Genomic DNA, 11,962 nt, shown 5'->3' on the forward strand with positions numbered 1-11,962 from the left:
TAGCCGCTGGTGTTATGCCCCCGATAAATCGGGGCATAACACCAGCGAGTCCGGTAGATACATAGGGTCGTGTGTATCTACCGGACTCGCTGCGGAACAGACGTTGCATGCAACGTTTCTGCAAAAAAAGCGAAAAGCCAATTGCTAAAAGCCAATACCTAAATCCTAAAGCTAAAAACCACAAATTCAATATGAAATTAAACAGGAAAACACTTAATTTGCAGCAACTGAAAGCCAAAACTATTTTTAGAAATGCTGATTCAAACCGAGAGACTTAATATTTTCCCTTTAACCTACGAACAGACCATCAAATACATCAATAACAACAGTACGCTGGAAAACGAACTGGGTTTGCAATGTCATAAGAGGCAAGTAGCTGAGGATCTGTATGAAGCAGTGGCAGACGGTATCTTGCCCAAGCTCGGAAGTACCACAAAAAAGCTTCCTTATCATGCCTTGTGGATCGCTGTAGAAAGAGACCAGAAGTCTATCGTATCCAGTTTTCTTTTTAAGGGAGAACCTAACAAATTCGGCCAGGTAGAAATCGGATATGGCAGCGAAGCAGGTTTTGAGAACAAAGGTTATATGACCGAAACCCTCTCGGGGGCCATCAAATGGGCCAGGGAACAAAAAGAAATCAGAAGTATTGTGGCAGAAACAAAACCTCAGAATATTGCTTCTATCAGGGTACTGGCTAAAAACAACTTCAAGGAAATCAACAAAGAAGATGAAAAAATCATCTGGCGGTTTGATGTAAAATCCCGAAAAGAAAATGCTGCTACACATCAATGACCACCTTGAACTTGAACTGGTAAAAGAAGATTTCGCCCGGGAAATTTTCGAACTGATAGAAGACAATTATGATTATTTAAGTGAATGGCTGCCTTGGGTAGAAGACACCCGGGATATTGAAGACACCCTTGCCTTTATCAGGTTTTCGATGGAGCAAGCAGAAAAAAAGGAGAGTTTCAACTTTGCCATTAAAAACCAGGGAAAAATCACCGGGTTGATAGGTCTGCATAAAATTGACTACCCCAACCAAAAAACAGCCATAGGTTACTGGCAATCTGAAGACACCCAGGGAAAGGGTTTGATGACACTGGCCTGTAAAGCCATCCTCGATTACAGTTTTAATGTACTCGGGCTTCAAAAAATAGAAATTGAATGTGCAACAGGTAATTTTAAAAGCCAGGCCATCCCGGCCCGCCTGAATTTTGTACAGGAAGGTATAAAATTCCAGGCAGCAGAACACAGCAGCGGGTTTGTCGATCACTATGTTTACGCCATGACCTCTGAGCAATGGCTCAAAACCCGGTCTTCAGACCCTGAATCCCAGCAACCTGCCTGACAAAATCAAAAACCTGAGTTTCCAGCTTTCAGGTTGAATCAGCGGAACCGCTTTCTTATTTCTATGATGGAGCATTGCCAGGTAAATCCTGCTGCTTAATTTTCGTTTTACATGTACTTTCCCCAGCAGAATCAGCATTTCGAGACAAACCAGGAACTCCTCCATGCCCGCCGGAGCAGGAAGGTCAGCCTCCACTACAAAATTGTAATCCTGAAGTAAAAGCTTTAATTTCTGCCATAAAACCGCCCGGGAATCCATCTTAAATCAGGTTAATCATCCGGTAACAAAGTACCCGGAAATTAAGCTGAAGTACAATACCTCAATTGTAGTATTATGATGGAAATATATACGAAAACAAACCTGAAATTATTGTTTAGCCAGCCATCCGAGGGGAATATGCCAAAGGGTATATTTGAATCCGGACCGGAACAGGTTCATATGCCCGATGGAAGAACTCCCGCCTTCAGCCACTTCGATGTGCCTTCTTTCAACGCGGGCATTCACAAACACCTCACCGGCCAGTTTATCCACCGCCAGCCTGGTGGCCATCCAGTCGTCTTCTATGCTGAGCATGAGCATCGGCTGCCTGATTTTTTCATAATGATTTTCAGATTTCCCGGCCAGGGCCAGAATAGACTTCGGATGGATAATCAGGGTTTTCCAGTCAAAAGCCACACCATAGGGAAGAGGTTCACCCAATTTCTTCACGGCAGAAGGAAAATACCCTTTGATCACACTGAGTAACGGAATAGCCACATGAAAAAACCAGAGTACCTTAGGTTTGGAAGAGGCATCAAAATACCGCCAGTAGCCCAATTGGGAGCCCACTGTAACAAAAGCATCAAAAGCCTCGTGTGCATCTGAAAGGCCGATAAAACTCCCTCCTATGCTATGTCCGATCAGAAATTTTTTACTGCCTGGATGTTTGACCGTCAGGTAGCGGGTGACCGTTTTCCAGTCTTTTTGTGCCCAGTCCCTCATAGTGGCCTCAAAGCCGTTGAGATCTGCAGGGGCAGAAAGACCGATGCCCCGGTAGTCGAAGGTATAAACCGTATACCCTGATTCTGCTGCATAGGTAGCAAAAGCGGCATAAAATGACTGTTTTACTCCGGTAGCTGAACAAATAAGCAATATGCGTCCATTGTCTTTTTCCGGGCCAAAGCGGGTAACCGAAACGGGCACATGATCAGAGGCCTGAATCTCAAAAACGTTGGTTTCTGTTATCATATTGATATAACTTACTTTTAATAAAAATAACGCACTTATTTACCGGATTCGCAGCACCGCCCTCAAAAATTATCAGAAAAGTGTAATCATGCCTTAAAAACACTCCACTGGCCCTCAGACCTGATAAACCATTTATCTGATAAGGGGGCGTCACTTTCTCTGAAAATGCTTTTTACAACCATCTGCAAGGGGTTGGAAGCTTTAAAATTTGATTTTCCGCAAGCCACCAGTACGCCGCGGCTGGGTACAGAAATCACCAGCTGGTCACCAGTCTGCTCTTCAAGTTGCTCCCAGATCTCATCAATCATCAGCAGGCCTGCTTCAAACTCGCCGTTCATGGTAAACATCATCCCCTCGGCGTCTCCATGGATCTCAAGATTACCGACGATCTGTTTCCGCATATTATCCATGGCGATCCTGAACAAGTCGTTCTTTCTCACTCCCCAGGTTTCAAGATGTCCGTGGTGAACAATTTCATAGCCGGTACTGTGCTTAATGGCATAAAAACAATAGAGATCCTCGCTGATCCGTTGATGCAGAAAAACAGCATCAATCAAAGCTGTACCTAAATACGGCAGGGGTTTAAAAACCGGGAATATCGAATCTGAAAACTCAAAATCAATCCTGTTAGATTTACTAAACGGAAAAGATCTTGCCTCAAATTCCAGATCAATGTAGTTGGGAAAGTTTATGTGCATTGCAGATTTCAATTAGAATTTAACCAAATCACTCCTTATATTCATTTAGACTAATAAAGCAGTATTCGGTCACATATCTGCAACAAATAATTAAGCAACAAAAAACGGAGTTCTGAAAATCAGAAACAATACAGCAAGAGAACCGCTGTGAGACAAGTCAATCAGGCAGAATAGTTAATGGAGCTAAAAAGTTTCATGGATTTCTTTCTAAAATTTTTAGCCAGTTTTTCATCATTTTCCAATTCCTCAATACAATCAATCATACCATTCCGGTAGGCATTGACAATATCTTCGGCTTTGACAAAGATGGTATTCTTGTCATGACTGCTCAAATCGACATCTCCTGCGTTTGATCTCTTATCATCCCAACTGTACAGAATCTCTCTTATGGGTTCCTTTTTGGACTGAGAAGATTCCGTTTCAGGCTGATGCAATAATCGGCACATGGAAACATAGATTTCAGAGGCTGTGCATGGAAGCGGATACTTTTCAAGCATCCATTTTTTTACCCAGTTCTCAAATGTATCTTTCCTGGGCAAGTCCTCAGACTCCGTAAGAAGGCTAAAACTGCTCATGCTGGAATAGGTGAGCATCAATGCCGGAATGACCCTTCCTTTTTTCAGAGAGTCATCGATAGATTCAAAAATTTCAAAAAATTTAGTGTAAGACCAAATCACGGTATAGTTTAAATTAGGTTATCCCCTGACAGTAGGGTAATCGGGTTATTTTTATTAAGACAAAATCAATTTTCAGGCTCTTAGTTGTACAAAAGTATTCAAAAATATCGCTTTTTTTTGAAAAAATCAAATTTAGCCCTTCAACTTTAAGCACCATACCTTCAATTTTATCACAAAAACTTCCAAACTGCCCTCGTATGCTACTTCAGGGAAAAACGTATACAAATAAAAAAAATACAATTGCTTTTCCATTTTTCTTAACCATTTTCTTAGAAAAAAGCGAAGAATTCATTCGAAAAAAAATGAGCTTTACAGCCCTCTTTGTTAAACAATTTAGCTATACGTCAATTCGAAAAGTTAAACAAAAAAGAACGAAATCTCAAAAAGGCCGACTCTTCAGGTCAAAAACCGAAACACTGAAAAGAACACAGCAAAGCCTTCATCAGGGTCAGTACCCGCCCCTGTTTAAAAGCGTTCTGCAGGAATTATTAACAAATAAACAAGTAAGATTAAGAAACCAATAAAAAACGATGATCATCTTACTTATTCCGGTCTTCCTGTAAAAAGACGTCAATAAAATCTGCAACAGCATGTATAACGCCGTAATCCTGAAAATATTAAACTCTGTGGAAATGATTACCGGATACCTTCACAATAATCAGCAGGCAAACGGCCCGGCTTGAGATCAATAAACTGGCTATCCGCAGGAATGATTTTTCAAAATGAACAGGAACACAGAATGCCTGTCCTATAACAGAATGGGGCTTCCAGATCCTTGCCTGTGTCATTTTCCCGGCTGTAATCACCAAGGTATTTCCCGGCAGAAGAGATCCGGGCAGTTATCACAATTTACCATTATAAATAGTTAAGGGTTTTGGCTTTTATATAATTGTCATATTGACAAATACAATTGTAACCAAACTTAATCTATTTTTGCAGAATATCCAAATAATGAGCCACTTAACTATAGAAAACAAGAGAATCAGAAGCTATTTACTATAGCTGACCAGTAGATATCCGGACTTTTTTTATGGGAGGAGTGCATCTAAAGGCCGTTTGACCCTGCTTAAAAAGTTTTTTATTTTTTACCCGGGCCGGTAACGCAAAACAAGCACCAGCCGGTTCTTTTTGTTAAGGATTTCTTTACGTCTGAAGTATTTACGGAGATTCTTTTGTGTATTTTCCGCCTGAATCCGTTCAGAAGCTGGTCTGACAAGATTCAGGCGGAAAAATCCGGAAGAAGTTAACGTTACACCTCAAATTTCTTAAAAACAGAAGTCGCTATATGCCCTCCGAAACCAAAAGTGTTGCTCATGGCATAATTTACAGTTTTGTCTTTTGGTTTCTGTAATACCAGATCAAGTTTTCCGACAAATTCTGGCTCAGGCTCGGAAGTATTGATGGTCGGAGGAACCCTGTTTTCCAGAATTGCCTTGATCGTTGCTACCGCTTCAATGGCCCCGGCCCCTCCCAGCAAATGCCCTGTCATGGACTTGGTAGCACTAACAGAAGCAGAAGGTCCGAAAATCCTCGCCATTGCCTTCAGTTCACTGATATCCCCGGTGGGCGTTGAGGTGGCATGAGCGTTGATGTAATCAACGGCCGAAGCTTCAATGCCTGCTTCCTGCAGGGCGAGCGTCATCCCCAGAACAGCTCCATCACCTTCCGGATGAGTACCTGTTAAATGATAAGCATCGGCAGCAAGCCCGCCTCCCACCACTTCCGCCAGTATTGTGGCATTTCTGGCAATGGCATGTTCATAGCTTTCCAGGATAACGGCTCCGGCCCCTTCACCCAGCACAAATCCGTCACGCTGCGTATCGAAAGGTCTTGAGGCAGCAGCAGGATTTTCATTGAGTGTTGACAAAGCCCTGGAAGCATTAAATCCGCCAATAGAACTTGGTGTGATGGAAGCTTCAGAACCTCCGGTAATCATCATGTCGGCTTTGCCCCATCTGATGTAATTGAAGGCCTCAATAATGGAGGTATTACTGGCAGAACAAGCTGCTGCCGTAGTAAAATTGACCCCTCTGAGACCATATTTGATGGAAATCACACCGGAAGCGATGTTGATGATCCTTTTAGGAATAAAGAAGGGATTAAACCTCGGGGTACCTTCTCCCAGATGGTACTCCCTGAGCTGTTCTTCAAAAGTAGAAACACCCCCGTCACCCGCTCCCCAGATGACGCCTATCCTGTCGCGGTTGAGCTTTTCGAAATCAATGCCGGCCTGCTGCACCGCTTCCTGAACAACGGTAAGGGCATATTGGGTAAAAAGGTCATATTTTCTTACATCTGATCTCTCCAATACGATAAGAGGATCAAAATTTTTCACTTCACAGGCAAACCTGGTCTTGAATTTTTCCGCGTCAAACTTTGTGATCGGACCTGCTCCGCTCACGCCGGCCATCAGCGAGTTCCAGTACTCCTCTACATTATTTCCGATGGGAGTAAGGGCTCCCAGACCGGTAATTACGACTCTTTTCATCATTTTCTGATTTCAGTTTTCATAAGATTGGTATATCCTTTGGCCAGCATGCGGCTTTTGTCCGCATTCCACACTTCGCACTGGGCGTTCACAATCTGTTTCCCTTTCTTTAGTATCGAGGTTACAGCAATCACTTTATCATTTTCACGGGCGGGAGCGAAATAATCAATCACATTATTGATGGTAGTATAAAAAACCGGCTCTCCGAATGAGAACATCGTCGCACCGATGGCATCGTCTACAATGGCTGCTGTAATGCCTCCATGTAAAGTTCCGGCAGGATTCATCATTTCGGGCCTGACGGTATATTCAAATGAAAGGGAGCCTTCTTCTGCCGAAAGCATCACCGGATTGAGCCACCTCATCAAAGGAGACGGCGAAGCGTAGGCATCCTTGCCCACCTGTTCTTTTAAAAATGCTAATACTTTGTTCATTTTGTCAATTCATCAATTATGGTATCGCGGACGGTAATAAAATCTTCGTGGCCTGTCAGTCTTGACAACTGTACAATGGCCAGCATGTTTGAAATAATCATCAGGGCTTTGGTACGGGCGGGTATCGTGAAATGAAATGCTCCGGAAGCTTGTCCCTCTTCCAGAATAGAGGTGACCCAGCCCAGTACAGACAGCGAAAAAAGGACGAGTTCTTCCCTGATCCGTTCATCCACAGTATTGAAATCAGTCGCAAGGGAACCTACCAAACAAACCTTGTTTTCATGACTGGCCCGGTCGTAAATTGAAAGAAATCCTTTCAGTTTCGTCAAAGGATCCCGGTTTTCAAGTTTTGACTTTAATGTCTCCAGTTTCGCTGTATGATCTCGGATCACCGCCACGCCCAGGTCGGTTTTTGTAGGAAAATGATAGTGTACAGAGGCTGTTTTGATACCCACCGTTTTTGAGATATCATGAAAACTGAAGGCGTTGAACCCTTTTTTCCTGACCAGCTCGTCTGCCAGTTCTATAATGGTCTCTTTTGTGTTCATAGAAACTATTTTTTCACAAAGTTACCTACCTACTAGTAGATATGCAAATTTATTTTTCACATTGAGGGCTTCATCCTTAGAAAGCATGCTGACGAGGATGATTTTATGCACAAAAAAAGCGGAATTCAATGATGAATTCCGCTTTGAAAACTGGTATTTTATTATTCAGGAAGGGGTACCGTTCGTTTTTACGATAACCCATTTGCCATTTTTTTCTAATGGCCCTTCTTCGTTGTTAATCTGGTCAAAAGTGAGTTTTAAATCTACCAGTTCTTTTAACTTAGCCTCGTCCACATTCTTAAACTGACCTGACCAACCGCTGCCGGGATCGGTACACAAGGTCAGCAATTTTTTTTCAGGATAATAGTTTAAGATAAATCTGTCTTCCTTTTTTGCCACTATTTCATAATACGCCCTGTTCTTTTTACTCTTAATGTAATGTTCATACAGCCTTGAAATAGCGTCGCTTCTTTGAGATTTAGAATCTCCTCCTTTCATGTAAACAGTGCTAACATCGGGATCAATATGCAAAAAACAAGATTTTAGAAGAATGCTTATAATTCCGAAAAGCAGATATTTTATTATTTTTTTCATTTTAATTCACCGGATTTATATTGTAAATCAAATTTTGTTAAGAAGTAAAACAGACGCATACGAAACCAGGAAACTACCTGGCGAATAAAATGCTTTGGTCCACTCTCTTTCTCCTGAAGTCACCCAAGACCTTACTATGCCCTCAGAAACAAAGTAGAAGTTTTCCTGCAACTGGCCGGGAGATAGCAACCTTGTCTTTTTCGCTACGCTTAACATTTTTATCCTGGACTGTATGTCTGTTATCAGAGGTTCTGAAAGATTAAGCTTTCTGAAGAGTTGTATTAATTGATCCATATTAAGATGTTGTGCGATATTATGGGCCAAACATAATACTAATAAACCAAATAAAAAAGAGGGCCGTGAGGCTTAATAAAAGCATTTTTACAGAATTACTTTTATTAAGATAAATTGTTAAAATAATCTGGTTAAATTGCTTTACCTTAAAGTTATACCCTATGAAACGGCTTAAATTCCTTTGCCTTGCTGTTGTCCTATGTTCCTGCCAGACCAGTAAAAATGAACAAAACCCGGCCAGAGGCACTTTTGGCCATGACCTTGACTTTCTCCAAAAATATAAAGAAGTATTAGTACTCAAGGCCCCGGACAATGATTCGGCCAGGATAGCCGTCATCGGCGATTACCAGGGAAGGGTAATGACCAGCACCGCCGGAGGAAGCACAGGAAACAGTTACGGGTGGATCAATTATGCCCTGATAGAAAGTGGTAAAACCAATCCGCACATCAATGCTTTCGGCGGAGAAGAACGATTCTGGCTTTCACCTGAAGGCGGACAGTTTTCGGTTTATTTTAGGAAAGGGGATCCCTTCGACTTTGAGCACTGGCAAACACCTGCCCTGATAGACACAGATAAATTCGACCTGGTCAGTTCGGCTGTTTCTTCAGCCACCTATCACAAAGCAGCGAAAATCCAGAATTACTCAGGACATTCGTTTGACCTGGATATTACCCGTAAAATATCCGTGCTGAGTCAGGCAGACATCAGTAAATTACTCCGGACAGAAGTCTTCAAAGGTCTTTCTGTCGTAGCTTTTGAAACAGAGAACATTGTCAAAAATACAGGCAGCGACTGGAACAAAGCCGACGGGACCTTGGGCATCTGGATACTGGGCATGTTTAATCCGTCCGACGAAACGACAATGGTGATTCCGGCACAGCATGCCAAAGAAGGATTGACAAGCAATTACTTCGGTAACATCCCAGCTGACCGGCTTAAGGTGAGCGACAGTCTTATTTTTTTCAGGGCTGACGGGAAATTCAGAAGTAAAATAGGCATTTCACCGTCTTCTGCTCACCCGGTTGCAGGTAGCTACGAAGCAAAAAAAGGTATTCTGACAATTATACAATTTGACCTTGACCCTAAGGCAGATTACCTGAAATCAACCTGGGAGATACACAAAGAGCCATTCAAAGGTGATGCCATGAATGCCTATAATGACGGCCCGGTGGCAGACGGCACACAAATGGGCCCCTTTTATGAGCTGGAATCCAACTCTCCTACCCGGACATTAAAGAAAGGCGAAAGCATGGTGCATCATCACAGGACCTTTCATTTTGAAGGAAACAAAGAGGCTTTAAATAAAGTAGCTGAAGCCGTTCTGGGTGTAAAACTCGAGACCATTGAAAGTGCTTTCAAAAAATAGACAACAGATTTATCCCTGTCGAATGGTGATCTTGTTACCGGAATACTAAAATCATGAAAACCAAAAAATTCCATAAAGCCGGTGTTCACCTTCCTGTCCGTAACCTGAGAGAAACGCTGGATTATTACCGTGATCAGCTGGGCTTTTATGAGGAATGGACTTTCGGACCCGTCGACGGCGGCCTGAGAAGAGATGAGATGCGGTTATTGTTTGGAGAAGACGCGGCATATGTTGATACTTTTAATAATGACAAAAACTGTCTGAACCTGATCTGGTTTGTAGAAGATATTGAAGCTATCTATACCGAATACCAGAAAAGAGGTATTAAAATCATAAGTCCCCTGGAAAGCTACGACTATGGCATGCGGGAATTTGCTTTCTTTGATATTAACGGGTATTATATCAGGGTGTCGGAGGGGATAGAGGAATGATGAACAGGGCAAAAAATAAGACCTGTCACTACTGACAGGTCTTAAATCTTAAACTTGGTTACTTTGTCCGAAAACAAGAGACTTTTCCAAGCATTGCATTAAAAAAGTAATTATAATTATTCCCAAAAAAACAAACAGCGGAAAATTTATCCCCACTTTAATTGCCTGGATTTCCCTCCTACTGATTATAACTTTCTGAGGTCTTTTTTCTTAGAAAAAAACCTTCTTAAACGCACCCTGTTTTTCACAAAAAAATACTACTTTCGCAGAGCTGAAAAGCGTCTGTTTTTCTCCCTCAAAAAAGGAGCTAACAGGAATTTTCCGGCAACCAACGTGCTTACCTCAAAATAAAAAATGACATCCTTAAATCCGGCCCCGGGCCATCAAAACAAGCTGCACGGGCTTGATCATCTGCGTGCATTGGCCATATTCCTGGTCTTTCTTTTTCACTATGCCATTATGACACCGGGACGACCGGAATGGATGGGTTTCTTCGTTCAGTTCGGATGGACGGGTGTGGACCTCTTTTTTGTCTTAAGCGGCTTCCTGATTTCTTCCCAGTTGTTTGCACAGATCAGGGAAAGGCAAGCCATTTCGTTCAGAATTTTCTTTCTGAAACGCGTTTTCAGGATACTTCCGGCTTTTTGGGTGACTTTGCTTCTCTACTTTTGCTTTCCGTTTTTCAGGGAAAGAGAAGCTCTGCCTCCACTCTGGAAGTTCCTGACTTTTACCCAGAACCTGAGTATGAACATACGCGACTCCGGTACCTTTTCCCACGCCTGGTCGCTTTGTGTGGAAGAGCATTTTTACCTGTTTCTGCCTTTGATCCTGATGGTATTGCAAACTTCCGGTCGTTTCAAAAAATCCTATTGGCTGCTGATCCTTCTCTTCCTGGGAGGTTTTGCGGTGAGAATCTACAGTTGGGAGTATCTCTATGCCCCGCATATGGAGGAAGAAGACAGCTGGCTTTACTGGTATCGTTATCTTTACTATCCTACTTATAACCGTCTCGACGGACTTCTGGCAGGCGTTTCGATGGCAGCTATTTACCGGTTTCTGCCGGACTTGTGGACTAAGGTATCAAAATACGGCAATCTCCTGATGCTTGCAGGATTGCTGACACTGACGGCAGCTTATCATATCACTTATGACAGCCAGTCCCGAACAACCGTAATCGTAGGTTTTACTTTTGTAGCCATTGGTTACGGGATTTTAGTGGCCGGGTCTGTAAGTCCTTCCAGTTTTTTGTTTCAATGGAAATCAGGGATCACTACTTTCATAGCGACCCTCTCCTATGCCATTTACCTGACCCACAAAGGCATTATTCACATGACCCAGGTTATTTTCCTGGATCTGGGAGTTGAGAAGACTGGTAACCTGATGCTGTTATTGTGTACTGTATTTTGTGTGCTTGGAGCCTGGATTTTACACCTGGTGGTGGAGAAACCTTTTATGAGGCTGCGGGACAGGGTATTGAGATGAAAGAGACGTCATATCACATCATCAAAAAATTCACTACATTTGAAAGCAATCTCAACCACTGTGTACCATGGATAAGTCCAAAAAAAACCTGAGAACCTGCCCGAATGGGCATCAGTACTATAAAACCAGTTCCTGCCCGGTTTGTCCGGTCTGTGAAAAGGAACGGGAGCCTGAAAGTCTTTTTCTTAAACGCATCTCAGCACCAGCCCGCCGGGCTCTGGAGGGTGCAGGGCTTATTTCCTTGTCAAAACTTTCTGAAGTGAGTGTGGCTGATATCCTGAAACTGCACGGCATGGGTCCGGGTTCTATCCCCAAACTGAGAGAAGCTCTGGAAGAAAAAGGGCTTGGTTTTAAAGAATGAATAACAAGATAAA

Annotated in this window: 15 protein-coding genes; 6 read left to right on the forward strand and 9 right to left on the reverse strand. The window is 42.7% G+C overall.

The genetic code is table 11. From position 1 onward, the window contains the following. The first annotated feature begins 252 nt into the window (after window positions 1-252). Both GVN16_RS24625 and GVN16_RS24630 read left to right on the forward strand, forming a co-directional pair. A complete protein-coding gene (locus tag GVN16_RS24625; RefSeq protein WP_166566635.1) occupies window positions 253-792 on the forward strand; it encodes a GNAT family N-acetyltransferase in 540 nt (179 codons plus the stop codon). Further along, window positions 773-1,348, forward strand: a complete 576-nt coding sequence (locus tag GVN16_RS24630; RefSeq protein WP_166566636.1) for a GNAT family N-acetyltransferase — start codon at window positions 773-775, stop codon at window positions 1,346-1,348. The genes GVN16_RS24625 and GVN16_RS24630 overlap by 20 nt, the downstream gene beginning before the upstream one ends. Here the strand turns inward: GVN16_RS24630 and GVN16_RS24635 are convergent. The 9 genes from GVN16_RS24635 to GVN16_RS24675 all read right to left on the reverse strand — a co-directional run bounded on the left by GVN16_RS24635 (window position 1,319) and on the right by GVN16_RS24675 (window position 8,308). Continuing rightward, window positions 1,319-1,606, reverse strand: coding sequence for a hypothetical protein (locus GVN16_RS24635; protein ID WP_166566637.1), 288 nt, complete (start codon window positions 1,604-1,606; stop codon window positions 1,319-1,321). The two genes, GVN16_RS24630 and GVN16_RS24635, sit on opposite strands and share 30 nt — an antisense overlap. 108 nt (window positions 1,607-1,714) lie before the next feature. Further along, the gene (locus GVN16_RS24640; protein ID WP_166566638.1) at window positions 1,715-2,575 is read right to left on the reverse strand and encodes an alpha/beta fold hydrolase; all 861 of its coding nucleotides are present in this window, start codon (window positions 2,573-2,575) and stop codon (window positions 1,715-1,717) included. Between the two features lie 86 nt (window positions 2,576-2,661). Next, window positions 2,662-3,273: a DUF1444 family protein gene (locus tag GVN16_RS24645; RefSeq protein WP_166566639.1), complete on the reverse strand. Its 612-nt coding sequence runs from the start codon at window positions 3,271-3,273 to the stop codon at window positions 2,662-2,664. 161 nt (window positions 3,274-3,434) lie between these two features. Continuing rightward, window positions 3,435-3,950: a hypothetical protein gene (locus GVN16_RS24650; RefSeq protein ID WP_166566640.1), complete on the reverse strand. Its 516-nt coding sequence runs from the start codon at window positions 3,948-3,950 to the stop codon at window positions 3,435-3,437. A 1,249-nt stretch (window positions 3,951-5,199) separates the two neighbouring features. Continuing rightward, a complete protein-coding gene (gene fabF / locus GVN16_RS24655) occupies window positions 5,200-6,441 on the reverse strand; it encodes a beta-ketoacyl-ACP synthase II (RefSeq protein ID WP_166566641.1) in 1,242 nt (413 codons plus the stop codon). Continuing rightward, window positions 6,438-6,872, reverse strand: a complete 435-nt coding sequence (locus tag GVN16_RS24660) for a PaaI family thioesterase (protein ID WP_205748986.1) — start codon at window positions 6,870-6,872, stop codon at window positions 6,438-6,440. Before GVN16_RS24660 ends, fabF begins: the two co-directional genes overlap by 4 nt. Then, window positions 6,869-7,420 (reverse strand): TetR/AcrR family transcriptional regulator, encoded by a 552-nt coding sequence (locus GVN16_RS24665; protein WP_166566642.1) that lies wholly within the window; start codon window positions 7,418-7,420, stop codon window positions 6,869-6,871. The genes GVN16_RS24660 and GVN16_RS24665 overlap by 4 nt, the downstream gene beginning before the upstream one ends. 165 nt (window positions 7,421-7,585) lie before the next feature. Then, window positions 7,586-7,918 carry a hypothetical protein gene (locus GVN16_RS24670; protein WP_166566643.1) on the reverse strand — a complete coding sequence of 111 codons (333 nt, stop codon included), beginning with the start codon at window positions 7,916-7,918 and terminating at the stop codon, window positions 7,586-7,588. Window positions 7,919-8,041: 123 nt separating this feature from the next. After that, on the reverse strand, window positions 8,042-8,308 hold the full coding sequence (locus GVN16_RS24675; protein WP_166566644.1) for a hypothetical protein: 267 nt from the start codon (window positions 8,306-8,308) through the stop codon (window positions 8,042-8,044). Between the two features lie 161 nt (window positions 8,309-8,469). On the opposite strand from GVN16_RS24675, the gene GVN16_RS24680 reads away from it, so the two are divergent. From GVN16_RS24680 to GVN16_RS24695, 4 genes are all read left to right on the forward strand, one after another. Further along, window positions 8,470-9,675 carry a DUF6786 family protein gene (locus GVN16_RS24680; RefSeq protein WP_166566645.1) on the forward strand — a complete coding sequence of 402 codons (1,206 nt, stop codon included), beginning with the start codon at window positions 8,470-8,472 and terminating at the stop codon, window positions 9,673-9,675. A gap of 53 nt (window positions 9,676-9,728) precedes the next feature. Next, complete coding sequence (locus tag GVN16_RS24685) at window positions 9,729-10,106, forward strand: VOC family protein (protein ID WP_166566646.1); 378 nt, start codon at window positions 9,729-9,731, stop codon at window positions 10,104-10,106. A 354-nt stretch (window positions 10,107-10,460) separates the two neighbouring features. Then, window positions 10,461-11,588 carry an acyltransferase gene (locus GVN16_RS24690; RefSeq protein WP_166566647.1) on the forward strand — a complete coding sequence of 376 codons (1,128 nt, stop codon included), beginning with the start codon at window positions 10,461-10,463 and terminating at the stop codon, window positions 11,586-11,588. Between the two features lie 67 nt (window positions 11,589-11,655). Continuing rightward, on the forward strand, window positions 11,656-11,949 hold the full coding sequence (locus GVN16_RS24695) for a hypothetical protein (protein WP_166566648.1): 294 nt from the start codon (window positions 11,656-11,658) through the stop codon (window positions 11,947-11,949). Window positions 11,950-11,962 lie beyond the last annotated feature (13 nt).

This window comes from Emticicia sp. CRIBPO, from assembly GCF_009905725.1.
Lineage (GTDB): Bacteria > Bacteroidota > Bacteroidia > Cytophagales > Spirosomataceae > Leadbetterella.